Annotated in this window: 22 protein-coding genes and 1 tRNA gene; 9 read left to right on the forward strand and 14 right to left on the reverse strand. The window is 72.7% G+C overall.

Annotated features, from left to right (window positions below; genetic code table 11):
• Positions 1-105: 105 nt before the first annotated feature.
• Complete coding sequence (locus tag AC07B0_RS27055; protein ID WP_469381340.1) at positions 106-2,460, reverse strand: immune inhibitor A domain-containing protein; 2,355 nt, start codon at positions 2,458-2,460, stop codon at positions 106-108.
• Between the two features lie 460 nt (positions 2,461-2,920).
• On the opposite strand from AC07B0_RS27055, the gene AC07B0_RS27060 reads away from it, so the two are divergent.
• Positions 2,921-3,214, forward strand: coding sequence for a hypothetical protein (locus AC07B0_RS27060; protein WP_469381263.1), 294 nt, complete (start codon positions 2,921-2,923; stop codon positions 3,212-3,214).
• Between the two features lie 106 nt (positions 3,215-3,320).
• On the opposite strand, the gene AC07B0_RS27065 is transcribed toward AC07B0_RS27060, so the two are convergent.
• Positions 3,321-4,052 carry an RDD family protein gene (locus tag AC07B0_RS27065; protein ID WP_469381265.1) on the reverse strand — a complete coding sequence of 244 codons (732 nt, stop codon included), beginning with the start codon at positions 4,050-4,052 and terminating at the stop codon, positions 3,321-3,323.
• A gap of 90 nt (positions 4,053-4,142) precedes the next feature.
• Positions 4,143-5,657: an RDD family protein gene (locus AC07B0_RS27070; protein WP_478899086.1), complete on the reverse strand. Its 1,515-nt coding sequence runs from the start codon at positions 5,655-5,657 to the stop codon at positions 4,143-4,145.
• A 314-nt stretch (positions 5,658-5,971) separates the two neighbouring features.
• Between AC07B0_RS27070 and AC07B0_RS27075 the strand changes: the two genes are divergently transcribed.
• Positions 5,972-6,451 (forward strand): SsgA family sporulation/cell division regulator, encoded by a 480-nt coding sequence (locus tag AC07B0_RS27075; protein ID WP_356875296.1) that lies wholly within the window; start codon positions 5,972-5,974, stop codon positions 6,449-6,451.
• Between the two features lie 50 nt (positions 6,452-6,501).
• Here AC07B0_RS27075 and AC07B0_RS27080 read toward each other — a convergent pair whose 3' ends face one another.
• Positions 6,502-7,884: an FAD-binding oxidoreductase gene (locus AC07B0_RS27080; RefSeq protein WP_356875295.1), complete on the reverse strand. Its 1,383-nt coding sequence runs from the start codon at positions 7,882-7,884 to the stop codon at positions 6,502-6,504.
• Between the two features lie 96 nt (positions 7,885-7,980).
• Between AC07B0_RS27080 and AC07B0_RS27085 the strand changes: the two genes are divergently transcribed.
• Entirely contained in the window at positions 7,981-9,621 is a 1,641-nt protein-coding gene (locus AC07B0_RS27085; RefSeq protein WP_478899087.1) for a tetratricopeptide repeat protein, read from the forward strand.
• A 123-nt stretch (positions 9,622-9,744) separates the two neighbouring features.
• On the opposite strand, the gene hppD is transcribed toward AC07B0_RS27085, so the two are convergent.
• Complete coding sequence (hppD, locus tag AC07B0_RS27090) at positions 9,745-10,899, reverse strand: 4-hydroxyphenylpyruvate dioxygenase (protein WP_356875291.1); 1,155 nt, start codon at positions 10,897-10,899, stop codon at positions 9,745-9,747.
• Between the two features lie 133 nt (positions 10,900-11,032).
• Between hppD and AC07B0_RS27095 the strand changes: the two genes are divergently transcribed.
• The 4 genes from AC07B0_RS27095 (at position 11,033) to AC07B0_RS27110 (ending at position 13,778) form a co-directional block, all read left to right on the forward strand.
• A complete protein-coding gene (locus AC07B0_RS27095; protein WP_356875289.1) occupies positions 11,033-11,503 on the forward strand; it encodes an Lrp/AsnC family transcriptional regulator in 471 nt (156 codons plus the stop codon).
• Positions 11,504-11,591: 88 nt separating this feature from the next.
• Positions 11,592-12,194: an ArsR/SmtB family transcription factor gene (locus AC07B0_RS27100; protein WP_478899088.1), complete on the forward strand. Its 603-nt coding sequence runs from the start codon at positions 11,592-11,594 to the stop codon at positions 12,192-12,194.
• 73 nt (positions 12,195-12,267) lie between these two features.
• Positions 12,268-12,483, forward strand: coding sequence for a hypothetical protein (locus AC07B0_RS27105; protein WP_469381278.1), 216 nt, complete (start codon positions 12,268-12,270; stop codon positions 12,481-12,483).
• The gene (locus tag AC07B0_RS27110) at positions 12,480-13,778 is read left to right on the forward strand and encodes an MFS transporter (protein ID WP_478899089.1); all 1,299 of its coding nucleotides are present in this window, start codon (positions 12,480-12,482) and stop codon (positions 13,776-13,778) included. Before AC07B0_RS27105 ends, AC07B0_RS27110 begins: the two co-directional genes overlap by 4 nt.
• Here AC07B0_RS27110 and AC07B0_RS27115 read toward each other — a convergent pair.
• Positions 13,708-14,505, reverse strand: coding sequence for a S16 family serine protease (locus AC07B0_RS27115; protein ID WP_356875281.1), 798 nt, complete (start codon positions 14,503-14,505; stop codon positions 13,708-13,710). The two genes, AC07B0_RS27110 and AC07B0_RS27115, sit on opposite strands and share 71 nt — an antisense overlap.
• A gap of 160 nt (positions 14,506-14,665) precedes the next feature.
• A complete protein-coding gene (locus tag AC07B0_RS27120) occupies positions 14,666-15,307 on the reverse strand; it encodes an IclR family transcriptional regulator (RefSeq protein WP_069920456.1) in 642 nt (213 codons plus the stop codon).
• A 363-nt stretch (positions 15,308-15,670) separates the two neighbouring features.
• Here AC07B0_RS27120 and AC07B0_RS27125 point away from each other — a divergent pair, with 363 nt between their 5' ends.
• Positions 15,671-16,705, forward strand: a complete 1,035-nt coding sequence (locus AC07B0_RS27125) for a hypothetical protein (protein WP_478899090.1) — start codon at positions 15,671-15,673, stop codon at positions 16,703-16,705.
• A gap of 86 nt (positions 16,706-16,791) precedes the next feature.
• Here AC07B0_RS27125 and AC07B0_RS27130 read toward each other — a convergent pair whose 3' ends face one another.
• From AC07B0_RS27130 to AC07B0_RS27145, 4 genes are all read right to left on the reverse strand, one after another.
• A complete protein-coding gene (locus AC07B0_RS27130) occupies positions 16,792-18,576 on the reverse strand; it encodes a DEAD/DEAH box helicase (protein ID WP_281209574.1) in 1,785 nt (594 codons plus the stop codon).
• Between the two features lie 177 nt (positions 18,577-18,753).
• A complete protein-coding gene (locus tag AC07B0_RS27135; protein ID WP_469381282.1) occupies positions 18,754-19,140 on the reverse strand; it encodes a type II toxin-antitoxin system death-on-curing family toxin in 387 nt (128 codons plus the stop codon).
• Positions 19,137-19,337 (reverse strand): hypothetical protein, encoded by a 201-nt coding sequence (locus AC07B0_RS27140; RefSeq protein WP_467294060.1) that lies wholly within the window; start codon positions 19,335-19,337, stop codon positions 19,137-19,139. The genes AC07B0_RS27135 and AC07B0_RS27140 overlap by 4 nt, the downstream gene beginning before the upstream one ends.
• Positions 19,338-19,372: 35 nt before the next feature.
• Positions 19,373-20,884: an MFS transporter gene (locus AC07B0_RS27145; RefSeq protein ID WP_478899091.1), complete on the reverse strand. Its 1,512-nt coding sequence runs from the start codon at positions 20,882-20,884 to the stop codon at positions 19,373-19,375.
• A 189-nt stretch (positions 20,885-21,073) separates the two neighbouring features.
• Between AC07B0_RS27145 and AC07B0_RS27150 the strand changes: the two genes are divergently transcribed.
• Positions 21,074-21,145 (forward strand) — tRNA-Cys (locus AC07B0_RS27150).
• A gap of 91 nt (positions 21,146-21,236) precedes the next feature.
• Here AC07B0_RS27150 and AC07B0_RS27155 read toward each other — a convergent pair.
• The 3 genes from AC07B0_RS27155 to AC07B0_RS27165 form a co-directional block, all read right to left on the reverse strand.
• Positions 21,237-21,617 carry a hypothetical protein gene (locus AC07B0_RS27155; RefSeq protein ID WP_469381286.1) on the reverse strand — a complete coding sequence of 127 codons (381 nt, stop codon included), beginning with the start codon at positions 21,615-21,617 and terminating at the stop codon, positions 21,237-21,239.
• A 295-nt stretch (positions 21,618-21,912) separates the two neighbouring features.
• Complete coding sequence (locus AC07B0_RS27160) at positions 21,913-24,243, reverse strand: hypothetical protein (RefSeq protein ID WP_469381288.1); 2,331 nt, start codon at positions 24,241-24,243, stop codon at positions 21,913-21,915.
• 9 nt (positions 24,244-24,252) lie between these two features.
• Positions 24,253-24,663, reverse strand: a complete 411-nt coding sequence (locus AC07B0_RS27165; RefSeq protein WP_469381290.1) for a hypothetical protein — start codon at positions 24,661-24,663, stop codon at positions 24,253-24,255.
• Positions 24,664-24,676 lie beyond the last annotated feature (13 nt).

Genomic DNA, 24,676 nt, shown 5'->3' on the forward strand with positions numbered 1-24,676 from the left:
ATCTCCCCCGTCAATAAGAAACTCGCACCACGCATCTAAACGCGATCGGCCGCCGCCCGCTAGTGGGCGACGGCCGATCACGCTTTGACCTGCGGTTTTACCGGGTCACTTGCGGGAGGGTCCGACCTCGATCGTCATTTCGGTGCCCTCGTAGGACTCCTTGAGGATCTTGATCTTGGTGTTGGTGTCAGTGACCTTCACCGAGCCGGTCGGGTTCTCGTCGTACCAGTACTTGCCCTTGGCGTCGTCGAAGACCAGGTTGGCCGCCTTCGGCTTCAGGAAGAGCGACTCACCGTTCTTGTGCAGGGTGAAGGCGTCCGTCGAGTACGCGCTGAAGGTGGCGTCGTACGGCTGGATCTTGTTCCGCAGCAGGGTGCCGTCCGACCACTTCATCGGCTTGGCGTTGGCGTCGATCGGAAGGATCAGACCGGAGCCCGGGTGCTGGCTGGTGTTGTTGTCCTTCTGGGAGGTGTCCCAGAGCCAGATCAGCAGGCCGTCCTGGTACGGGTAGTGCTCGACCCAGTCGGGACGCGTGTTGGCGTGACCGAAGTTGTACGGGCCGACCTTCAGGGTCTGGTCGAAGGAGACGTAGCGACGGTTCTCCGCCAGGTAGTACTGCGCGTACTCCTTGGTGAAGCCGGCGCCGATGCGCGAGAAGCCCTTGCCGGTCCAGCCGTTGTCGCCGTTCTCGGCGCCGTCGGTGAACAGCGGCGCACCGTCCGCGGTGAGGGTGACGGCGTCGGCCGTGAAGCCCTTGCCGCCCGCGCCGCCGTCCGTCTGGTAGCGGAAGCGGAGGTCGACCTTCTTGCCCGCGTAGGCGTCGAGCGGGAAGTTCAGCGACTTCCAGGCACCCGAGACACCGGTCAGCGAGGGGCTGCCGGCCGCGTCGACCGGGAGGGCCGCGCCGTCGGCGGTGCCGGCGAGGGCGGTCCAGTTGGCGCCGCCGTCCGTGGACACCTCGGTGTAGAGGTAGTCGTAGTCGGCCTCGATGTCCCACCAGCCCTTGAGGGACAGGGCGGCGGAGGTCTTGCCGGTGAGGTCGACCGAGCGCGTCAGGGTGTTCTTGAGGTCGTCACCCATGTTGCTCCACCACTGCGAGGAACCCTCGGCGGGAGCGACGATGTCGGTGCGGACCTGCTTCTTCGGCAGCTCGACGACCAGCGCCTGCTTGTCCTTGGTGTTGTACGCGGAGACGCCCAGCTTGTGGGTGGACTTCGTCGCGGCCTTCGCCTCGGCGTAGTTCAGCCAGCCCAGCTGGAGCTTGTCCCAGGCCGTCATGTCGCCCGGGAGGTCGCCTATGGACTCCTTGCCGGTGCCGAGCCAGGAGCCCGCCGACATCAGGGACCAGAAGCCGACGCCGTTCTCGCCGCCACCGGAGGTGTCGTAGAGGTCCGGCAGACCCAGGTCGTGGCCGTACTCGTGCGCGAAGACGCCGAGGCCGCCGTTCTCGGGCTGCATCGTGTAGTCGCCGACCCAGATGCCGCTGTCGCCGATCTGCGTGCCGCCGGCCTTGTTGCCCTCGGGGCCGGTCTTGCCCGCGCTGGTGCCGTACGCGTACCAGCGGTGCGCCCACAGGGCGTTGGTGCCCTGCACGCCGCCGCCGGCCGACTCGTCCTCACCGGCGTGGACGACCTGGAAGTGGTCGATGTAGCCGTCCGGCTCGTTGAAGTTGCCGTCGCCGTCGAAGTCGTAGCGGTCCCACTGGTCGTACTGGGCCAGCTGCGCCTTGATCTGCGCGTCGGTCTTGCCGGCCTTCTTCTGGGCCTCGGTCCACGCGAGGACGCCGTCCTTGACGGTGTCCCACACGTTGGAGCAGTTGGTCTGACCGCAGTAGTTCGAGCCGTAACGGGCCTCGTTGTACGGGATCTTGACCCAGTCGGCGACCTCGCCCTCGACCGAGTAACGGCCCGAGGAGGTCTTCTCGTAGTAGGTCTTCAGCGAGTTCTTGCCCTGGCCGGTACCGAAGTACAGGTCCTGGAAGTAGTCGCGGCTGAAGTCCTTGCGCCAGGCGGTGCTGTTGTCCTGCTTGCGGTCCGGCTGGGCGATCTGGTTGTGCAGCGGACCGGGGGTGCCGCCGTACTTGGGGGCCGGGGGCTTCGGGCCCTCCGGACCGTCCGGGTCGAACATGGTCGTGTTGTCGACCTGGTCGCCGAACTCGACGAGGATCGTGAAGATCTTGTCGGTCTTCTCGCGGCCGAGCTCGACGTACTTCTTGTCGTCGAGCTTCACGACCTTGGACGCGCCGCGCTGCTCGACGTCCTTCTTGCCGGACAGCACCTGGTCAAGGGCCGCCTCGCGCTGCTGCGCCTGCTGCTTGCTGAACGGGCCTTCGAGGTCGTGCTTGACCTTCTCCTTGGACGGAGCGGTCGGGTCCTGGTGGTCGGCCGCGGGTGCGCCGCCCCAGCTGGAGTCGGCCTGGGCCGTGGTGAAGAAAGCGCCGGAGGCTGCGGTCGCGGCCATCGTCACGCCGACGGCGGCGGCACGCAGAGCGCGCTTCCTTGCGGAGTTGCTGGTCACTTGATGTCGTTCCCCTCCCGCGGCCGCAACGTAGGTCGGAACGTCTCCATAGGAGCGGGGGGTTCCGCGCGGCGCGCGTCTCAAGTGACGACATTTGACCGGAGAGTCGAGAGAAAAGACAGACCTTGACTTGTTCCTTACAACTGCACTATGCGGTCAGTCAGTTCCGCTATTCGGACGTTCCGCCGCCATACGGTCACATCCGGGGCGAACGGCCCGCCGCGCGCCCTGGAGAACCCCTCGGAACCGCCCGGAGGATGACCCGCGTGCGCCCCCCGTGCTCCGACACCGTGGGTTGGCCCACGCATACCGCTCGTCCGGCTCGGGAATCCCGTCAGGGAGTCACTTGACACGCGCACCTGTCGAGCGGCCTCCCCTCCCCGCCTTGAGGACGGAAAACGCCATGCCGCGTCCGACTGCCGCACAGCTCGCCTACGGGTCCGCCACCGTCGTCGTGTCGACGATCGCCATGCTGCTGCTCTCGCAGACGAGCACGGGCCTCGGTGTCGCCGTCATCTCCGCCGCCGCGCTCGGCCTCGGTCTGCTGGTCGCGCTGACCGTGCCGGTGCCCCGCCGGCGCGGCCGGCACGCCGCCCGGACCGGGCGTCAGGCCGCCCCGGAGGCAGCCGCCCCGGAGGCAGCCGCTCCGGCGGCCGGGCCCGCGAAGGCGGGCGCCGAGCACCCCGTACACCACTGAGAGCCGGTGCCTCCGGACCCGACCGCCACCGGGCCCGGGCGCACGGAAGCGGGCGGCCGCCCCCCTCTTCGGGGACGGCCGCCCGCTCCGGCGCGCGTACGGCGGCTCAGGCCGACCTGACCACCACGGTCTTGGCCACCTTGTCGTGCAGGGCCTGCTTGTACGGCTTGTCGATGAGCATCGACACGATCAGCGCGAGCGGCCACAGGCACAGGCAGCAGATCAGGGTCGGGATCCACAGCAGCGCGGCCCGGCCGAGCGCGGCGTTGGAGGGCGGCACGCTGCCGTCGTTGAGCATCGCGGTGCGCAGGCCCATCGCCTTCTTGCCGATGGTCTGGCCGTTCTTCTTGGTGAACCACCAGTCGTAGCCGACGAACGCGAGGATCGAGATCAGCGTCCACAGCAGACCGGTGCCGCTGTACGACCGCGTGATGACCTCCGTGGCGTCCTCGCCGCGGTCCGTGTCGACCATGTACCGGCGGGTGTTGAAGGGCAGCTGGATCAGGTACAGCGGAACCCCGACGATGAGCACGTCGATGACGCGCGCCGCGAGCCGCTTGCCGAAGTCGGCGAGCGGGGGCATCCCCGCGAGCGGATCGGGCATGCCGTAGCCGCCACCGCCGCCGTAGGGATCGCCGCCGCCGTACGGGGGCGGCGGCGGGGGCGGGTATCCCCCGCCGCCCGCACCGCCGGGGGGCGGCGGGGGCGGATACCCGCCGCCACCGGGGGGCGGCGAGCCGTACGGCGAACCGCCCGACGGAGGCGTCGGTTCCTGGGGCTTCTTGAGGAACGGGTCGTCCTCGGGCGGCTGGCCCGGCGGCGGCTGGTCGGTGCTCATGGCCCGAGTCGAACCCGGCCCCGCCCGGCCCGCAACGGGACCGCGTCCGTCCGGGGGAGGGACTGCGCCACCCTGACGACGGGGCCCTTCCTACCGGGCCACGTACGTGCCCGCCGCCTTGTCGTGCCAGGCCTGACGGCGGGTCCGGTCGAAGGGGCAGCGCAGGCTGCCCGGCAGGCCGAGGAGGGCGCCGACGAGCCAGCGGCGCAGGGCCGCGCCGAAGGTGGGCGGGCGGAGGGTGGCGACGGCCAGGACGCGGACGCCGAACAGCTTCTTGCCCGGGGTGCGGCCCCAACGGGCCGTCGGGAGCACCTCGTAGAGCAGCCCGAAGAGCAGGACGGCGGCCAGGAGGAGGCACGCGTAGCCGGTGGTGGTGGCGTCGAGGAGCCAGACGGTGGTGGTGCGCCCGCTCCCCCGGGCGGCGTCGACCTTGGTCTGGAGGTGGCCGGTCACCCGGGGGACGAGGGGTACGGCGGCGCCCGCCGCGGCGGCGGCGAGGACGAGGGTGTCCAGGGCGCGGGCCATGCCCCGGCGGACCAGGCCGGCGGGGCGTACGGCGCGCTCGGCCATGCGCTCGAAGACGGCCCGGGTCGCGGCGGGCCCGGGCACGGCCGCCGCCGGCGCCGGGTTCTCCGGGAGGGTGGGGCGGCGCCGGGGCGCGGGGGCCTCCTGCCCCGGGGCCGGCTCGCGGCGGGCCTCGTCGTCCCAGGGGACGGCCGGGCGGGGCCGCTCCTCACGGGGCGCCGCGGGGGCCGGGGAGCATGGCGCGGGCTCCGCCGGGCGGGTCCCGGGCGCGGCCGGGCGGTCGGGGCGGACCTCCTCGTCCCGGGGCGCGGCCGGGAAGGCGGCCGCCGGGGCCGGGGCGGCGGACCGGTGCGCGGCGGGGCGGGCGTGCTCCGGCGGGGCGCTGCGCGGGGTGGCGGACCGGGCGGGGGCCGCCTCGGGCCAGGACGAGGTCAGTCCGGACGCCGCTCCCCCGCCGGGGGCGTCGGGCCAGGCGGGCGGGCGGGCCGAGAGGATGCCCACGCTCTCGGCGGCGGCCTGTCCCGGCAGCCGCCGGGCGGGAGCCGGGGCGGCGGCGAGCGGAGCGGCCGCGGCGGCCGGAGCGGGGGCGGGAGCGGGGGCCGGGGCGGGCGCGGGGGCCGGGGGGCCGGTGGCCGGAGCCGGGGCGAAGGCGGCCGGGGCGGGGGCGGGGGCGGGGGCGGGGGCCGGGGCGAAGGCGGCCGGGGCCTGGGCGGCGGCCTGTTCCCTGCTCCGGGCCAGGGAGATGCCGGCCGGCCGGCGCTCGGGCTCCGGGTCGGCCGGCCCGCCCCAGGACACGCGGACGTCGCGGGGTCCGCCGAAGCCGGCCTGGTGCGCGGGGTCGGCCTGCCAGCCCGGCGGCGCGTGCCGGGGCACGGGTTCGGGGTCCGGTTCGGGCAGCGCCTCGGTCACGGAGGTCTGGTCGAGGAACACCGGCCCGGTCTCGTCCGCGGGGGCGGCGGGGCGGCTCGTACCCGGAACCCAGGCGGCGCCGTTCCAGTACCGGACGTACCCGGGGATGGACGGGTCGGGGTAGTAGCCCTCGCGGGCAGCGTGCTCGCCGTCACCAGGGGAGGCCGTCAATGTCCCCAACTCCGATCGTGGCTTGAGGCTTGTGCAGGGGAGGACCCAAGGGGAGGACCATAGCCAAGAACCCCCTCCCGACAGGTCCGGTAACGGGAGATTCCAAGCCTTCGGGCGAACCTCGCGCTCTTATTCGCCCCGCCCCGCACCCATCCCGGCCCCGGCCGTCGCTTTTCGGTCACCCGACAGATTTAGGCCATTCCGCGGATTCCCGTCCGAAGTCGCGTCATGACCGGGCCCCCGCGCGCTCTCTGCGGGTGTGGGGCCCGGTCAGGCCCCGCGCCAGGATTCGAACGCACCGAAGTGAGGCCGTCATGCACCACCCCGTCATCGAGCGCGAGCTGGAACTCAAGCTGGTCCTGTCCCCCGAGCGCAGCGTCCCCGTCCCCGCCCGCCTGCTCTACCTCACCGACGATCCGTTCGCGGTGCACATCACCTTCCACACCGGCTCCAGCACCCCCGTCAACTGGACGTTCGCCCGCGAGCTGCTCGTCGAGGGGGTGTTCCGTCCCTGCGGCCACGGGGACGTCCGGATCTGGCCCACGAAGATCGACAACAAGGCCGTCCTGTGCATGGCCCTCAGCTCCCCCGACGGCGACGCCCTGCTGGAGGCCCCGGCCGGTTCCGTGTCGGCCTGGCTGGAGCGGACCCTGCGCGTGGTCCCGCCGGGGACCGAGGCCGACCGGCTCGGCCTGGACGCGGCGCTGGCGGAGCTGCTCACCCCGACCCCGGCCGACGACCTGTGGCTGCGGGACCCGTGGCCCTCGGACGAGTCGGCCGACGGGGACCTGTGACGCGGGGCCGCGGGCCGGCCGCGGCGCGAGGGACCGCCGGGGCCGGGCCGTCAGAAGAGCTTGCCGGGGTTCAGCAGGCCGAGCGGATCGAAGGCCCGCTTGACGCCGCGCTGCACCTCCAGTCCGACCGGGCCCAGTTCACGGGCCAGCCACTCCTTCTTCAGGACGCCGACGCCGTGTTCACCGGTGATGGTGCCGCCCAGTTCCAGGCCGAGGGCCATGATCGCGTCGAAGGACTCGCGGGCCCGCCGCGCCTCGTCCTCGTCGGCGGGGTCGAAGCAGACGACGGGGTGGGTGTTGCCGTCGCCCGCGTGCGCGCAGACGCCGATGAGCAGGTCGTACGCGCGGGCGATGGCGGCCGTCCCGTCGAGCATCTCGGCGAGCCGGGAACGCGGTACGCACACGTCGTCGATCATCGTCGCGGGGCGCAGCGCCTCCAGCGCGGTCAGGGACATCCGCCGGGCCTGGAGCAGCAGTTCGGACTCCGCCTCGTCCTCGGCGGGCACGACGGCGGTGGCCCCGGCGGCCGTGCACAGCCCGCCGACGGCCGCGAGCCCGGCGGCGGCGTCCGGGGTGTCGAAGGCGGCCAGCAGCAGGGCCTCGGTGCTCTCGGGCAGGCCCATCTTCCCGAGGGCGTTGACGGCGCGGACGGTCGTACGGTCCATCAGCTCCAGCAGCGAGGGCGCGAGGCCCGCCTCCATGACGGCGCACACGGCCGCGCAGGCGGCGGCGACGGAGGGGAACTCCGCGGCCAGCGCCAGCTGGCGGGGCGGCGCGGGCCGCAGGGCGAGGACGGCCCGGACCACGACGCCGAGGCTCCCCTCGGAGCCCACGAAGAGCCGGGTCAGGTCGTATCCGGCGACCCCCTTGGCGGTGCGCCGGCCGGTGCGCAGGAGCCGCCCGTCGGCGAGGACGACGTCGAGGCCGAGCACGTACTCGGCGGTGACCCCGTACTTGACGCAGCACAGGCCGCCGGAGGCGGTGCCGATGTTCCCGCCGATGGTGCACTGTTCCCAGCTGGAGGGGTCGGGCGGGTAGTACAGGCCCTGGGCGGCGACGGCCCGCGAGAGCACGGCGTTGACCACGCCGGGCTCGACGACGGCGATCCGGTCGACGGCGGAGATCTCCAGGATGCGGTCCATCTTGACCAGCGACAGCACGATGCAGCCGTCGCTGGCGTTGGCGGCTCCCGACAGGCCCGTACGGGCGCCCTGGGGGACGACGGGGACCCGTAGGGCGGTGGCGGTGCGCAGGACGTGCTGCACCTGTTCGGTGGTCCGGGGCAGGACGACGGCGGCCGGGGTGCCGGCGGCGCAGAAGCTGGCCATGTCGGTGGCGTAGGAGGCGGTCACCTGGGGGTCGGTGAGCAGGGCCTCGGAAGGGAGTCCTTCGGCGAGGCGCGCGACGAGCCGTGCGGAGAGGTCATCATCCATGGGGCCAGCGTGGCAGCCGGGGCCATCGGTGTGAACACGGCCGCGACCGGCTTCGGACACCTCGGCGGGCTCTTCATATTGACGCACAGTGACCTCATGGACCGTATCGACGAGGAAACGCACCAGCCCGCGCCGCCCGTGACCTTCACCGGCCGCAAGACGGTCGTGGCGGCCGCGGTCGCCGTGGTCCTGATCGCCGGTGCCCTGCTGATCCGCCCGGCCCGTACGGCCGACGACGCGCGCCCGCCGGGGCCCAGCGAGCGGGCCGCCTCGGCGGTCGGCATGGGCGCCCCGCCGGCGGCGGTGGACCTGACGGCGCTGGTGGCGGACCGGGAGCAGTGGGTCGCGGGTCATCCGGACGACGAGGCTTCGTGGGCGGTGCTCGGGTCGGCGTACCTGGAGCAGTCGCGGCGCACGGCCGATCCGGCCTGGTTCCCGAAGGCGGAGAAGGCCCTCAAGCGGTCGCTGGAGGTCCGGCCCGCGGAGAAGGGCAACTTCGACGCGATGACGGGCATGGGGGCGCTGGCCAACGCCCGGCGGGACTTCGGGACGGGCAAGAAGTGGGGCGAGCTGGTGCGGGCGCAGGCGCCGCGGCGCTGGACGGCGTACCCGGTCCTGGTGGACGCGTACACGGGCCTCGGCGACTACAAGGCCGCCGAGAAGGCCATGGAGCGGCTGTCGGAGCTCCGGCCGGGCCTGGCCGCGCACCTGAGGGCCGCGCAGGTGTACCGGGACCGGGGCTGGCGCGAGGACGCGGTGATGCAGCTGGAGCACGCGGCGGGCGCGGCGAAGGCGCCCGCGGAGAAGGCGTACGTGCTGTACCGGCTCGGGGAGATGTCCTGGGAGCGCGGCGAGACGGCGGAGGCGATGCGGCAGTTCGAGGCCGCGCTGCGCACGGACCCGGCGCAGGCGGACGCGCTGGGCGGACGGGCCCGGACCCTGGCCGCGCTGGGCCGCTCCGGGGAGGCGGTACGGGACTACCGGCTGGCGCTCGGGCGGACCCCGGCGCCGCGGCTGGCGCTGGAACTGGGCGAACTGCTGCAGTCGCTGGGCCGGGAGGACGAGGCGCGCGCCCCGTACGAGTCGCTGGCCGTGCTGGCGGCGCGGGGCGGTTCCCACGGGGTGAACGAGGAGCTGGTGCTCGGCCTGTACGAGGCGGACCACGGCGATCCGTCGGCGGCGGTGCGCCGGCTGACGGCGGAGTGGGCCCGGCACAAGGGCGTGCAGGTCGCGGACGCGCTGGGGTGGGCCCTGCACCGGGTGGGCGATGACCAGGCGGCGCTGGAGTACGCGAAGAAGGCCACCGAACTGGGGCTGCGGAACGCCGATTTCTCCTACCACCGGGCGATGATCGAGCGGGGCCTGGGCGACGAGGCGGCGGCCCGCCGGTACCTCCAGGAGGCGCTGCGGACGAACCCGGCCTTCTCCCCGGTACGGGGTCCGCTGGCGAAGCAGGCCCTGGAGACGATCGGGCAGCCGGCGCCGGGCGGCCCGGAGAACATGCAGCCGCGCACGCCGTGGGTGGCCCCGGAGATGCCGAAGCTGCGCCCGAAGCCGGAGGCGGCGAAGCCCGAGGCGGCGAAGCCGGACGCGGACAAGGCCGAGGCGGCGAAGCCGGGGACGGAGAAGCCCGGGGCGGGGAAGCCGGGCCCGGAGAAGCCCGGGGCGGGGAAGCCGGGCCCGGAGAAGCCCGGGGCGGGGAAGCCGGCGCCGAAGCCCGCCCCCTCGGCCGGCTGACCGCTGACGCCCCGACGCCCCGACGTCCTGGACGCGGGGGCGCCCCCGCCCCCGCCGGAGGGCGGGGCCGGGGGCGGGACCCTCGGACGCTGCCGGCGCGCCGGGCGCGCCGTACGCGGTCGCCTACAGGTTGCCGCGCTTCTCCTGCTCGCGCTCGATCGCCTCGAACAGGGCCTTGAAGTTGCCCTTGCCGAAGCCCATCGAGCCGTGGCGCTCGATGATCTCGAAGAAGACCGTCGGGCGGTCCTGCACCGGCTTGGTGAAGATCTGCAGCAGGTAGCCGTCCTCGTCGCGGTCGGCCAGGATCTTCAGCTCGCGCAGCTCGTCGATCGGCACGCGGGTGTCGCCGACCCACTCGCCGAGGGTGTCGTAGTAGCTGTCCGGGACGGACAGGAACTGGACGCCCGCCGCGCGCATGGTGCGCACGGTCGCGACGATGTCGTTCGAGGCGAGGGCGATGTGCTGGACGCCGGGGCCGCCGTAGAACTCCAGGTACTCGTCGATCTGCGACTTCTTCTTCGCGATCGCCGGCTCGTTGATCGGGAACTTGACCTTCTTGGTGCCGTCCGCGACGACCTTGGACATCAGCGCCGAGTACTCGGTCGCGATGTCGTCGCCCACGAACTCCTTCATGTTCGTGAAGCCCATGACCTTGTTGTAGAACGCGACCCACTCGTTCATGCGGCCGAGTTCCACGTTGCCGACGCAGTGGTCGATGGCCTGGAAGGTCCGCTTGGCGGGCGCGGCGACCATCGGCTCGACGGCGACGTAGCCCGGCAGGTAGGGGCCGGTGTAGTCGCCGCGCTCGACGAGCGTGTGGCGGGTCTGGCCGTACGTCGCGATCGCGGCGAGGACGACCGTGCCGTGCTCGTCCTTGACCTCGTACGGCTCGTCCAGGCCGCGGGCGCCCTGCGCGACGGCGTACTCGTACGCGGCGCGGACGTCCGGGACCTCGATGGCGAGGTCGACGACCCCGTCGCCGTGCTCGGCGACGTGCTCGGCCAGGAAGCGGCCGTGATCCGTGCTCGGCTTGATGACCGAGGTCAGGACGAAGCGCGCCGAACCGTTGGTGAGGACGTAGCTGGCGGTCTCGCGGCTGCCGTTCTCCGGTCCGGAGTAGGCCACGAGCTTCATGCCGAATGCGGTCGAGTAGTAGTGCGCGGCCTGCTTGGCGTTGCCGACGGCGAAGACGACCGCGTCCATGCCCTTCACCGGGAAGGGGTCTGCCTCACGCGCGGTGTGCGGGGTGATTTCGAGGTTCGCCAGAGACTCAGTCATGAGCGCAGAGTCCCGCCCTTCCACAAGCTGCGCAATAGTTTCCATTTCCGCTGTACAACATGCCCAGCGCAGCCCCAGGATGACTGAAAGATCTGTGCAGTATGACCAGCTCCGGAGCGCCGGGAGGAACCCCATGGGAATCGACGAGCTCGACGGCCGGCTCATCGTCCTGCTCGCCCGCGAGCCGCGGATCGGCGTACTGGAGGCCTCGCGCCGGCTCGGGGTGGCGCGCGGCACGGCGCAGGCGCGCCTGGACCGGCTCCAGTCGAACGGCGTCATCCGCGGCTTCGGCCCGCAGGTCGATCCGGCGGCCCTCGGCTATCCGGTGACGGCCTTCGCCACGCTGGAGATCAAGCAGGGGCAGGGCTCGGACGTACGGGCCCACCTGGACGGGGTGCCGGAGGTGCTGGAGCTGCACACGACCACGGGGCACGGGGACATGCTGTGCCGGCTCGTGGCCCGCTCCAACGCCGACCTCCAGCGGGTGATCGACCGGGTCGTCGGCTTCGAGGGGATCGTGCGGGCCTCGACGGCGATCGTGATGGAGAACCCGGTACCGCTGCGGATCATCCCGCTGGTGGAGCAGGCGGCGGCAGACGACTGAGGGCCGCCCGATCCGGAACCCGGAGTTCCAAAGAACCCTTTGCAAAGAACTCCTTGCAGAGATGCCTTTGCAACTCTATGGTTGAGCCATGCCCGAAAAGAACGCGGAAGACCCGCAGCAGCCGCCGCAGCCCACCGTCCGCACCCTGGACGCCCGCTCCCTGCGCGGCCTCGCCCACCCCCTGCGGATGCGCATGCTCGCGGCGCTGCGGCTGAACGGGCCGGCCACCGCCTCCCAACTGGCGGAGCGCCTCGGGGAGTCCAGCGGGGCCACCAGCTACCACCTGCGGCAGCTCGCCGCGCACGGGTTCGTCGAGGACGCGCCCGAACACGGCAAGGGCCGCGAGCGCTGGTGGAAGGCCTCCCACGACGGCACCCGCTTCGACGAGACGCTGATGTACGACGACAACCCCGAGACGCGGGGCGCCGCCGACGCCTTCCTGCACGAGATCGCCACGATCCACGCCCAGGAGGCGAACACCTGGATCGGCGACGCCCACAACTGGACCAAGGAATGGCGCACCGCCTCGGACCTCAGCGACTTCACGCTGCGCCTGACGCCCGAGCAGACCCTCGACCTGATCCACAAGGTGCACGAGGTGATCAACAGCTACCGGGACCTGCCGCCCGCCGAGGGCGCGGAGACGGTCCGGATCCACTCGCACACGCTCCCGCGCCGCGACCCCTCGTAACCCGCCCCCGCCCTCGCCCCGCCCCGGTCCCGCCCCTCCCCCGGTCCCGCCCTCCCCAGAAGGAGTTCCTGCCGTGCACGCCTTCGACCACGCCCTGACCCACGCCGCCCGCGCCGCCGAACTGACCGCCGAGGCCGACGCCTGGCGCCTCGCCCACGACGCGGCCCCCGCCGCCGCCCCCGCAGTGCCCGCCCTGCGCAACCGGCTCGGCGAGGCCCTGGTGGCCGCCGGGATCCGGCTGATGCAGCCGGCCCACGTCCACACCCGCGTCCGGCAGCACACCGCGTGAACCGACGGCCCTTCGCGGCCGTCCTGGCCGCCAACACGATCTCCACCGCCGGAAGTTCGCTCACCCTGATCGGCGTCCCGTGGTTCGTGCTCCAGACCACGGGAAGCGCCGGCCGGGCCGGGATCGTCGCCTTCTGCGCCACCCTGCCCGTCGTGGTCGCCGCGCTCGTCGGCGGCCCCGTCATCGACCGGATCGGCCGCCGCCGGGTCTCCGCCGCCTCCGACCTCGTCTGCGCCCTGTCCGTCGGCGCGGTCCCGCTGCTGCACCACGCGGACCTGCTGGAGTTCTGGATGCTGTGCGCGCTGATGGCCGTCAGCGGCCTCGTGCACACCCCGGGCCTGACCGCCCGCCACGTCCTGCTCCCCAGCCTCGCCGAACACGCCGGTACCAGCGTCCCCCGCGCGGCGAGCCTCTACGACGCCGTCTCGCGCGGGGCCCGGATGGCCGGCGCCGCCGTGGCCGGCCTGCTGATCGCCGCCTTCGGCGCCGAGACCGTCCTGCTGGTGGACGCGGCCACCTTCGCCGCCTCCGCGCTGCTGGTCACCGCCTTCCTGCGCGGAGTCCCGGCCGCCGAGCCCCAACGCACCGCCGAGAAGGTCTCGTTCGCCTCGTACCGGGCCGAACTGGCCGAAGGCTGGGGCTTCCTGGCCCGCTCGCGACTGCTGGCGGGCATCACCCTCATGGTGATGGTGACCAACGGGCTGGACCAGGGCTGGTCCTCGGTGCTGCTCCCGGTCCACGGCGACGAGGCCCTCGGCGGCCCCACCGCCCTCGGCCTCATGGTGTCCCTCTTCGGCGGCTCCGCGCTGCTGGGGGCCCTGCTCTACGGGGCGTGGGGCGAGCGCTTCCCCCGCCGGACGGTGTTCGCGGCGGCCTTCCTGGTCTCCGGCGGCACCCGGTACGTGGTCGCCGCCTTCACCGACACCCCGCTGCCGCTCGCGGTGACCATGGCCCTGGCCGGCCTGGGCGCGGGCGTGCTCAACCCGATCCTGACCACGGTCCTCTACGAGAAGGTGCCCGACGAACTGCGCAGCCGGGTCGCCGGCGTGAGCACGGCCGGCTCCGAACTGGCCATGCCGATGGGCGGGCTCGCCGCGGGCCTGCTCGTCGACGGTTTCGGCGTGACGACGGCCCTGCTCCTCTTCGGCGGCACCTACGTGCTGACCACCCTGTCGCCCCTGCTCTTCCCGTCCTGGCGCGGCCTCGACCGCGATCCGGCGGGGATCAGCAGGACGGAACCTTCTCGTTCCGGTTCAGTCCCCGCAGCGCGTTCACGGCGTCCGTCAGCGAAGTGACGGGGATCAGCCGCAGCCCCTCGGGCAGGTCCGCCTGGGCGTCGGAACACTCCGCCGCCGGTACGAGGAACACGCTCGCCCCGTCGCGCTTGGCGGCCTGGGTCTTCAGGCCCACCCCGCCGACCGCCCCGACCTTCCCGGCCGCGTCGATGGTGCCCGTACCGGCGATGCTGCGGCCGCCGGTGAGGTCCGCGCCGCTGCCGTCGCCGTCGAGCTTGTCGACGATGCCGAGGGAGAAGAGGAGTCCGGCGCTCGGGCCGCCGACGTCGGCGAGGTTGAGCTCGACCTTCACGTCCTTCGGGTCCTTGTGGAGGAAGCCGAGTGCGGCCTGGGCGGCGGCCGACTGGGACTTGGTCATCTCCTCCAGGTTGTGCTCCTCGATCTCCTTGTCGCTTCCGCCCGAGGGGTACACCGCCTCCCGGGGCATCACCGCCTGGTCGGTCCTGAACCAGTACTCGACGAGCTCGTGCAGCCTCATCGTCGAGGACGGGCCGGTGGCCCGGATGGTGGTCATGCGCAGCTGACCTTTGGTTTCGCGGACCGGGGCGCCGCTGACCGAGATGACGGGCTTGCCCTGGTCGGAGCCCAGCACGTCGGCCGTGGGCCCGGGTACGGCGACCACGAAGGGCAGCGGCGCGAGGGCCGCGACGGCGAACAGCCCGAGGACGGGCGCGGCGCAGACGGCGAGGGCGGCGGGGCGCGGCAGACGTGTGAGGCGTGAGAGCACCCGGCCAATCTACCGACCCGGCCCGCCCGCACCCCGCGCCCGGGCCCGGCACGGCGGAGCCGGGGCCGGACTCACGGGTCCCGGCACGGCCGAGCCGGGCCCCCGCGTACGGGGGCCCGGCTCCGGCTGACCGGGTGTCGCGGCCGGTGTGGCGTACGGCTCAGCGGAGGGCGTCGGCGACCTCGCGGGCGGCGTCGACCACGCGCGGGCCCACGCGCTCCGGCACGGCGTCGGCCAGCATGACGACGCCGACGCTGCCCTCCAGGCCGGTGATGCCGACGAGCGGGGCGGCCGCGCCGCTGGCGCCCGCTTCGAGCTCGCCGTGCGTGAGGGTGTATCCGGGCTCGATGAGCGCGCCCTGACGGGCGGCCAGGATGGCCCGCCCGGCCGCACCGCGGTCCAGCGGGTGGCGGAAGCCGGCCCGGTAGGCGACGTGGTAGTCGGTCCAGGTCGGCTCGACGACGGCCACGGCCAGCGCCTCGGTGCCGTCGACGAGGGTCAGGTGCGCGGTGGCGCCTATGTCCTCGGCGAGCGACCTGAGGGCGGGCAGGGCCGCCTCGCGTACGAGGGGGTGGACCTGACGTCCCAGGCGCAGCACGCCGAGCCCGACGCGGGCGCGGCCACCGAGGTCGCGGCGGACCAGGGCGTGCTGTTCGAGGGTGGCGAGCAGGCGGTAGACGACGGTTCGGTTCACACCGAGCCGGTTGGAGAGCTCGGTGACAGTCAGACCGTGGTCGGTGTCGGCGAGCAGCTTGAGGACCCTGAGCCCTCGGTCGAGAGTCTGGGAGGTTTCCGCGGTCACGACGCCTCTCCCTCTTTCGGTGGGCGGCGGTGACTCTCACGGGGTGGAGCGCTGCCGGTCCCTCGGCGACGCACGGAGAGGCCGCCGGTAGCGGCCATGGCACCGGCTGCGCTCCCGCGGCGGCGCTGCCACGGGGCGTTCGATGCGGGGACAGTAGCGAGCGGGTCCGCTCAGCGGAAGGCCTCGTCCAGAATCCGGGCGCCTACCGCCGATTTGCGTCGTTTACTCCGCACGCATGTATCAATTCGTAATGATCATCCGCCGAAAACCGCTTTACACGGCCATTACTCTGATCACGTTCAAAAAGATGTTGGGGGTGGGCGGGCCACAGGCCTTGAGCTCACTTAGGGGAGAGAAGCAACAGTGAACCTGAAGCGCATGGCCGTCGTGGCCGCCGCCGCCGTGGTGGGTCCGACCGTCCTCATGGCGACGCCGGCGATGGCCGACGAGGCCCAGCCGACCGCCGTCACCACGCCGGACGCGGCCCCGGCCCCGGAGGCCCCGGCCGCCGAGGCCCCCGCCGCGGCGAAGCCCGCCGCCGAGGCTCCGGCCGAGAAGGCCGTCGAGGCCCCGGCCGAGACCCCGGCCGTCGTGCCGGTCGCGCCCGTCGTGCCGGTCGCGCCGCCCGTCGTCCCGCCGGTCGTCCCGGCCACGCCGGACGCCAAGCCGGCTCCGGCCACCCCGGACGCCAAGCCCGTCGCCGACGAGGCCGAGCTGGACCTGGAGGACGAGGACCTGGCCGCGACCGGCCCCGTCCTGGAGCTCAAGGACGTCCCGGCCACCTTCAAGGCCGGCACCTGGACGAAGTTCTCCGTCGCGGTCGACAACTCGAAGAACAAGCCGCAGGAGAGCTACGTGCTCGTCCTCGCCGTCGCCGACCAGGCCGGCAAGCTCAAGGGCAAGGACGTCCAGGTCCAGGTCTTCTGGAACGGCACCTGGCACTCGGTCGAGATCATCGACGACGGTGGCACCCCGGTCGCGCTGCTGACCGACGACCTGCAGATCCCGGCGGGCAAGATCAAGCTCGACGTCCGCGTGAAGTTCGGCACCGGCGCCCCCAAGGGCGACATCGCCATCGCGGCGGCCGGCGGCAGCAACGTGGACGAGGACGTCTGGTCCGAGACCGTCTGGGCCGAGTCGAAGATCGTCTCCGCCGGCAACGGCGGCGGCAACACCGGCACCAAGCCGAACGGCGGTACCTCCACCACGCCGATCGTCGACAACAGCAACAACGGCGGCACCACCAACAACGGTGGCACCGTCAACGCGGGCGGCGAGCTCGCCGAGACCGGTACCGACGCGGCCACCAGCTGGGCCCTCGGTGGCGCCGGCGTCGCGCTCGCCATGGGTGCGGCCCTGGTCGCCGGCACCGGCCGTCGTCGCCGTACCACCGCGTAAGCGGTAGGCACCACGAGAACGGGGTCCGTGCGCACCGCGCACGGACCCCGCTCCACGTTCTCCCACCGCAACGGTGACGGCGGCGGCTACCGCATCCGCGTGGCCCACTCCTGGACCTTCTTGATCCGCTCCCGCAGCTGCCCCGCCGTCGCCTCCGCGCTCGGCGGACCGCCGCACACCCGGCGCAGCTCGGTGTGGATCACCCCGTGCGGCTTGCCGCTCTGGTGGACGTACGCGCCGACCATCGTGTTCAGCGACTTGCGCAGTTCCAGCAGCTCCTTGTGGGAGACCACCGGCCGCCGGTCGGCCGGCAGCTCCAGCAGGTCCGCCTCCGCGTCCGGCTTGCGCCGGCTGTGCGCGATCTGCCGCGACTGCCGCTTCTGGAGCAGCATCTGCACCTGGTCCGGCTCCAGCAGCCCGGGGATGCCGAGGTAGTCCTGCTCCTCCTCGCTGCCGGGGTGGGCCTGCATGCCGAACTCGGCGCCGTCGTAGAGGACCCGGTCGAAGACCGCGTCGGACTCCAGCGCCTCGAACGACATCTGCTCGTCCTCGGCGAGGTCCTCGTCCTCCAGCTTGTTCGCCTCGTCCATCTCCTTCTCGGACTCGGCGTACGGGTCCTCCTCGCCCTGCTTCTTCGGCTTGTCGAGGACGTGGTCGCGCTCGACCTCCATCTCGTTGGCGAAGCCGAGGAGGTAGGGGATCGTCGGAAGGAACACGGACGCGGTCTCGCCGCGCCTGCGCGATCGCACGAAGCGCCCGACGGCCTGCGCGAAGAACAGCGGCGTCGAGATCGTCGTCGCGTACACGCCGACCGCGAGGCGCGGGACGTCGACGCCCTCGGACACCATGCGGACCGCGACCATCCAGCGGTCGTCGTTCCCGCTGAAGGTGTCGATGTTCTTGGAGGCGCCGGTGTCGTCGGAGAGCACCAGGGTCGCCTTCGTCCCCGTGATCTCGCGGATCAGCTTGGCGTACGCGCGCGCCGAGTCCTGGTCGGAGGCGATCACCAGGCCGCCCGCGTCGGGGATGCCCTTCCTGACCTCCGTCAGGCGCTGGTCGGCGGCGCGCAGCACGTTCGGCATCCAGTCGCCGCGGGCGTCGAGCGCCGTGCGCCAGGCCTGGGAGATGGCGTCCTTGGTCATGGGCTCGCCGAGCCGGGCGGCGATCTCGTCGCCCGCCTTCGTCCGCCAGCGCATGTTCCCGCTGTAGGACAGGAAGATCACGGGCCGGACGACGCCGTCGCCGAGGGCGTTGCCGTAGCCGTAGGTGTAGTCGGCCGAGGACCGGCGGATCCCGTCGTTGCCCTCCTCGTACGTGACGAAGGGGATCGGGTTCGTGTCGGACCGGAACGGCGTACCGGTCAGGGCCAGGCGGCGGGTCGCCGGGTCGAAGGCCTCCAGGCAGGCCTCGCCCCAGGACTTGGAGTCGCCCGCGTGGTGGATCTCGTCGAGGATCACCAGGGTCTTGCGCTGCTCGCAGCGGTTGCGGTGCAGCATCGGGCGCACGCCGACGCCCGCGTAGGTCACGGCGATGCCGTGGTAGTCCTTGCTCAGCGGCCCGGCCGAGTACTCCGGGTCCAGGCGGATGCCTATCCGGGCGGCGGCTTCGGCCCACTGCTTCTTCAGGTGCTCGGTCGGCGCGACCACGGTCACCTGCTGCACCACGTGGTGGTGCAGCAGCCAGGAGGCCAGGGTCAGCGCGAAGGTCGTCTTGCCGGCGCCGGGGGTCGCGACCGCGAGGAAGTCACGCGGCTGCTTCTCCAGGTACCGGTTCAGGGCACCCTCCTGCCAGGCACGCAGCTTGCTGGCGGTGCCCCACGGCGCGCGGCCGGGGAAGGCGGGTGAGAGGTGGTGGGAGGCGGTAGTAGTCACGGTCTCCGGTTCGTCTCGGTCGCGGGTCGCGGTCGTAACGCGGTCATCCGCGGTCGTACGTAGGACAACCGGGCCACCCTACCGGCCCGGGCCCGCCCCTCGCGGAGGGACAGGCCCGTGACCTCGGCGGGTGCGGCGAGCGTCACACGGGACGCCTTCCGGCCCGCCGTGTACGCGTCACAAATCGCGCAACCGCCGGGCGATCGCGGCGACATCGGAGACGTGACCGGCCGCGACGTCGATGACCAGCCCGTACGCGGCCTCCTGATCGGCGCCCGCGAGGTCCACCCCGTTCACGGCGAGGAAGGTCGCGGCGGCGAGCCACGCGGTCCGCTTGTTCCCGTCGACCAGGGGGTGGTTCGTCGCGATGCCGTGGAGCAGCGCGGCCGCCTGCTCGTACGCGTCCTCGTAGGCCGGGGTCCCGAACATCCGGGCCCGCGGCCGGTGCACCGCCGACTCCAGCAGGCCGGGCGCACGCAGCTCGACGGACTGGTCCTGGGCCAGGCAGGCGTGCCGGGCCAGGTCGAGGACCTCGGTGAGGGTGAGGTGGCGGACGGCGCTCACTGCCCCAGCCTCCGCAGCAGCGGCGCGTGCGCGCCCGCCAGCCGGGCGGCCTCGGCCCCGACCCGCTCCCGCTCACCGGCCAGGTGGGCCCGTACCGCGTCCAGCGCGAGCTCCTCGGGCGTCCGCCCGCAGGCGTCGGCGAGATCGGCGAGCCCGTCCCGCTCGGTGTCGGACAGCGTGATGATCAGCTGGTTCATGCGGCGAACCTACTCCGCGCCCCGGACCGGCACCTTCACTTTTCGGCGGGCCCGGACGCGGGCGCGGAGTCGGTGGCCGGGGCCGGGGCCGGTTCGAGGCGGGTCGCCACCCAGACGCCGACGAGGGCGACGGCCGCCATCGGCAGGAAGACCACCACGAAGGCGGCCGGATGCGAGGCGCCCCCCGCGACGGCGTGACCGGCGCCGACCGCTCCCCCGCCGAGCGCGGCGAAGGCGGCGCCGCCCGCGGCGAGCAGGACCACGTTCGCCAGGGCGTCCGAGATCTGGAGCGCGGCGGAGTTCGTGCCCGCCTCGTGCGGCGGCGACAGCTTCAGCAGCAGCACGCTCGTCGACCCGATGACGAGGCCCATCCCGAGGCAGCCCACGCCCCACGCGAGGGCGAGCGTCCACACGGGCACGGACTCCACGAGCACCGCCGGCGCCCCCGCGATCGCCACGGCCACCAGCACCATGCCGATCACCATCAGCCGCTCGCGGTAGGGCGCCGTCCTGCCCTTGGACTGCACCCACGAGCCGGCCGCCCAGGTCACCCCGCCCAGCGCGAGCGAGAACCCGGCCAGGGTCGGGCTCAGGCCCCGCTGGGTGACCAGCATCAGCGGCACGAAGCTCTCCGCGGCGATGAACGACCCCGCCGCGACCCCGCGCAACAGCACGACGGCCGGCAGCCCGCGCCGCGCCAGGTACGTCCCGCGCGGCAGCAGCCCGAGCACGGCCGGCACCAGCAGGGCCGCACCCGCGAGGCCGGGCAGCAGCGACAGCCACCGCAGGTCCTGGGCGGCGTACTGGAGCAGCCCCGCACCCGCCGAGATGCCGAGGGCGAGCCGGATCCGCCGCCCGTCGAAGGCGGCCGGCGCCTTGCCCGTGTCGACGGGACCGGACGCGGTACGGCGTATCGCGGGCAGCGCGATGACGAGGGGGGCGATGACGAGCGCGGGTATCCCGAGGAACACCCACCGCCAGCCGAGGTGCTCGGTGACCGTACCGGCGGCCAGGGGGCCGACGATCGACGGCACCACCCAGCTCGCGGCGAACGCGGCCATGATCGCGGGCCGCAGCCGCTCCTCGTACGCCCGGCTGACCACCACGTAGAGGGCGACGATGACCAGCCCGCCGCCGAAGCCCTGCACGGCCCGCCCGAGCACGAACAGCCACATGACCCCGGCGGTCCCCGAGCACACCAGGCCCGCGGCGAAGGCCCCGATCCCGACGGCGAGCGGCCGCAGCGGGCCCTGCCGGTCGGACCACTGCCCGGACAGGACCATGCCGAACAGGCTGGTGGTGAAGTACGCGGAGAACGCGAAGGCGTAGAGCGCCACCCCGTCCAGCTCCCGCGCGGCGACGGGCATGGCCGTCGCCACGGCGGTGGCCTCGAACGCGATCAGGAAGATCACCGAGATCATCCCGATGCTGAGCGCCCGGTACGCCGGCTCCAGGATCCCGCCCGGCGGCGACTGCGGCGGCGACGGCTCGTGCACGGGCACGGTGGTCTCGGGCCCGCTCGGCACGCGGGGTTCAAGGGCGCTCATCGCCCCAGAGTAAGGTGCGTAGCCCGCGAGTGACCCTGTCAATTAGGCGGATCCCGCCTCGGCCCGGCGACCTAGGTCTGTGAACGCGGCATGGCAGTCGTATTGCGTCCCCCGCGCCGGCCTTCCCCCGCCCGCGGCAGCCCCCGTACGGTCGTCACCAGCACCGAGAAACACCACGCACCACCCCACAGCCGTGTGCCCGAGTGGTTGAGGGACTCGCCTGCAAAGCGAGTTACGCCGGTTCGATTCCGGTCACGGCTTCTACTGAAGGCCGTCCAGAGGCGGGAGGTCCCCTGGACGGCCTTCAGCATGTCCGGACGCCGCTGGCCGGGGCGACTACCGGCCCGGGCGGCTACCGGCCCGGGTCCTCCAGGGCGGCCAGCCGGTCCGGCAGCCGGTCCGGAAGTCCCGCGTCACCCTGGCAGCCGAGCTCCCTGACGAACGCCACCGCGGCCGCGTGGGCGAGGTACAGGTGCGCGTCCCGGTACGCGGCGACGTCCCCGGACGGAAAGGTCCGGTTCCACGCACTGACCGCGAGAACGGCGGGGCGCTCGCCGCGCAGGCGGGGGGTGAGGCAGTCGACGTAGACGACGCCCTTGTTCTCGTTCGCCCAAGCGGTACGTCCCAGCCGGTACGTCGTCGCTCCCTCACTGCGGTGGAGCGCGTCCGCGATCGCCGGCGTCGCCCGTTCCGCGCCCACGGTCAGTTCGGCGATCCTGGTCTCTTCGTGCACGTATACGGTGCAGATCCGGCGCTCCCGAGCCCCAGACGAGACCGGAGGCTCCCGGCTCAGCAGGTCAGCGGCCGCAGGCACGCTGTCCAGGTCCGTGGAATGCGAGAAGTCCTCCGCCCGCAGGGCCGTCCGGAGCGCGTGCTCCGCCCGGCCTCTGAACAGCCCGTGGCAGATATCGGCCGCCACGACCCGCTCGGGTGCCTCGTCCTCCGGTGACCCATCGCCCACCCAGCCACAGGCGGTGACCCACGTCACCGCGAACACGGCCCCGAACCACGCCGACCGCCTGCGAGCGCTACTCGGGGTCGTGCCCATGCTGGACCTCTCTGTCGGAGCCCACCCCGTAGCCGATCAGAGCGGCCTGCACCATGGACTCGGCGAGGTCGTCGTCACCGTCCTTGAGGTGGTGGTGCTCGATGAACTGCTGGGAAGGCCCGAGCATCATGTCCTGGCCCGACCTGAAGATCGCGTTGACCTGCTGCCGAAGCCGCTTTTCCTCGTCGTCCTCGTGCTGCTTCTGCGCCGCCTCGGACCAGTCTCCGACCACCTGCCCGGCCATCTTCTCCAGGGCCCCGCCGCCGGTCTCCACGGCGAGGGGGACCAGGATGGCGGCCGCGCCCACGGCGGCCGTCGCCGGCAGGAAGGCGACTCCGGCGGCGACCGTCGCTCCCGCGCCGAACTCGATCCACGCGCCGCGCTCCTTCAGCGCCTTGTCGTAGGCCTCGTCCCTCTTCACCTGGTGTTCCGTGACCTGGTTGGCCCGCGACTGGTCGAGCATGCCCTGGACCTCCGCGCCCACCCGGGCCGCCTCCCGTGCGGCTCCCCGGTCCACGCGGCCGTCCGGGCCGACCTGGGCCTCCAGTACCGACGTCGTGTAGACCCGCTCGGCCGTGGAGACGGTGGCGTAGGCGTCGGGGTGCTGGCCGAGCGCGCTGAGCAGCTTCCGGGCTTCGCCGCGTTCGAGCTCCATGTGCCCGTCCTCGCCGTTCTTCGGGGCGAAGGGGGAACGGGGGTCGTTGCCGGCGAGCGCCTGGTTGATGTCGTCGACGTAGCCGGCGGTCATGGTGCCGAGGCTGTCCGCGAGCGCTTCGTGGGAGTTGAGCAGGCCCGCGTCGCCGCCGTACTTGAGGGCGACTTCCTTCATGATGCGCGCCGAGGTGTCGTCGCGTTCCAGCTTCGGTGACGGATCGTCCCAGGCGTGGCCGAGCGTCGCCGCTTCCAGGGCGTGGCCCAGGGCGTCCGGCATGTACTGCCTGATCTTGTCGAGTTCGGCGGGGTCCCTGCCCTCCATGTCGATGGTGAAGTCGTACTTCTCGTGGGCGAAGAAGTCGAGGTAGCTCTTGACCGGCTGTTTGTCGGCGCCCTTTCCGAGGTCCGCCGGCCCCGGCTTCGCCGTGCCGTCCTGGTGGTATGCCTGCGGCGGGCGCTCCGGGTCGAAGAACACCTTCGCCGCGTCCGGGCTGTGTCCCAGTGCCTCCAGGAAGCTGACCACCGGGTCGTATCCGGCTCCGTTGGTCCCGGACGGATTGAGCAGGTTCTTCCCGAGCGTGTTCAGCTGCCGGGTCCCGTTGAAGAAGTCGGGGTCCTTCGCATGGATTTGAGTGGCGTGCTCGGCGATGGGGACCAGGAACTTGGGGTCGTAGTTCCCGTACCGCATGATGCCGCCGAGCAGCTGGTAGCCGTACGGCGGGTTCTGGTCGTACTTCGCCAGCGGAACGTGCTGGGTCCCGAGCCTGCGGAGTTCCTGGGCGTAGCTGTCGGGCAGGTGCGGTTCGGTCGTGGAACTGGTGGCTGTGGCGAGGTTGAAGCCCAGGTTCTTCTGGAGTTCCTGGACGTCCTTGAGCCGCTGTTCGTCGAGCCGGCCCCAGGCGTGGGTGTCGGTCGCCATGTGCCCGAAGAATTCGAGGGCGCCCTTGGGGCCGAGTCCCGCGTAGAACCGGGTGGCGAATTCGGGGACTTTGGCGTTGTCCGCCAACAGCTCGTTGAGTTCGACCAGTTCGGTGTGTGAGAGGCGGCGGCCCCTGCTCGCGAGAGCGACCGCGTGGCCGGCCTGCTCGGCGGAGAGTCCGGCGTACTTCGGCGCGGTGAAGTCGTGGTCCGCGCTGACGTTGGCGTCGAGCAGGCGGGCGAGGGACCGGTCGGTGTCGTCACAGGCGTCGACCGCCGCGTCGATCATCGCCTGCCAGCGCGGCAGGTTGACGCGGAGGGCTTCCTGGTAGTCGGGGTCGTGCCGGGCCGCGTTGCGCTCCGCGTCCGTGGTGAGCGGCGCGGCGTGCACCTTGCCCTTCCCGTCGACACGGAATCCGGCGGCGGGCACGTCCACCTCGGAGAGCCGCTTGAGCCGGTCGCGCGAGGCCTTGAAGGCGGCGTGCGCCTGGGTGAGCGCCTGGTGGACGCCCTTGGCCGCCTTCGCGGCGTCCTCGAACTCCTTGGCCGTCTTGTTCACGAACGGCCGTGCCACGCCGGCCGTGACCCCGCTCCACTCGGCCTTGTCGGACTTGGCCTTCATGCCGTTGCGGGCGGCCTCGGCCAGCTCCCCCAGCTTGCCCGCCATCGCCTGCCAGTCGCCGGCCGCCGTCTGGAGCCTGTCCAGTGGGGCGTTCAGCACGTTCTCGTACGTCACCACGGGCGCCGCCTACCTGAGGTACTCGTCGATCTTGGATGTCGTGAACGCGGCGTAGAGCTGCTGCTCGTCCCTGCTGTGTGACGCGAGCGAGTAGTTCAGGCCGTTGGAGATCTGGGCGCAGGCGGCGACGAGGGTCTTCACCTGGCTCTCCCAGCGCGTGCCGGCCCTCGCCAGGGCGGCACCGCTCGCGAAACCCTCCCTCGTCAGCGCGCCGGCCGCCTCCGCGGTGGCGGTGGCGGCGTGCTTGCCGTCGGTCTGGAGCCGCGAGTGGAGCTTGTGCGCTTCGGAGCCGACGGCGCCGATATGGTCCTGGTTGAGCTCCAGGTCCGGGCGGCCCGCGCTGCCGGCTCCGGCGGGGGCCTGGTTGAGCCGCATGGAGGCGGTGGCCCGGGCGGCGGACCATTCCTCGTCGAACGACATGATGTGAACTCCC

This window comes from Streptomyces sp. NPDC044704, assembly GCF_056433525.1.

Bases quoted from the DNA above. Each gene is read 5' to 3' on its own strand.
- AC07B0_RS27095 (WP_356875289.1), top strand. From the start codon at position 11,033: ATGGGAATCGACGAGCTCGACGGCCGGCTCATCGTCCTGCTCGCCCGC.
- hppD (WP_356875291.1), bottom strand. From the start codon at position 10,899: ATGACTGAGTCTCTGGCGAACCTCGAAATCACCCCGCACACCGCGCGT.
- AC07B0_RS27145 (WP_478899091.1), bottom strand. From the start codon at position 20,884: ATGAGCGCCCTTGAACCCCGCGTGCCGAGCGGGCCCGAGACCACCGTG.
- AC07B0_RS27100 (WP_478899088.1), top strand. From the start codon at position 11,592: ATGCCCGAAAAGAACGCGGAAGACCCGCAGCAGCCGCCGCAGCCCACC.
- AC07B0_RS27065 (WP_469381265.1), bottom strand. From the start codon at position 4,052: ATGAGCACCGACCAGCCGCCGCCGGGCCAGCCGCCCGAGGACGACCCG.
- AC07B0_RS27055 (WP_469381340.1), bottom strand. From the start codon at position 2,460: ATGGCCGCGACCGCAGCCTCCGGCGCTTTCTTCACCACGGCCCAGGCC.
- AC07B0_RS27075 (WP_356875296.1), top strand. From the start codon at position 5,972: ATGCACCACCCCGTCATCGAGCGCGAGCTGGAACTCAAGCTGGTCCTG.
- AC07B0_RS27080 (WP_356875295.1), bottom strand. From the start codon at position 7,884: ATGGATGATGACCTCTCCGCACGGCTCGTCGCGCGCCTCGCCGAAGGA.
- AC07B0_RS27140 (WP_467294060.1), bottom strand. From the start codon at position 19,337: ATGAACCAGCTGATCATCACGCTGTCCGACACCGAGCGGGACGGGCTC.
- AC07B0_RS27165 (WP_469381290.1), bottom strand. From the start codon at position 24,663: ATGTCGTTCGACGAGGAATGGTCCGCCGCCCGGGCCACCGCCTCCATG.
- AC07B0_RS27060 (WP_469381263.1), top strand. From the start codon at position 2,921: ATGCCGCGTCCGACTGCCGCACAGCTCGCCTACGGGTCCGCCACCGTC.
- AC07B0_RS27085 (WP_478899087.1), top strand. From the start codon at position 7,981: ATGGACCGTATCGACGAGGAAACGCACCAGCCCGCGCCGCCCGTGACC.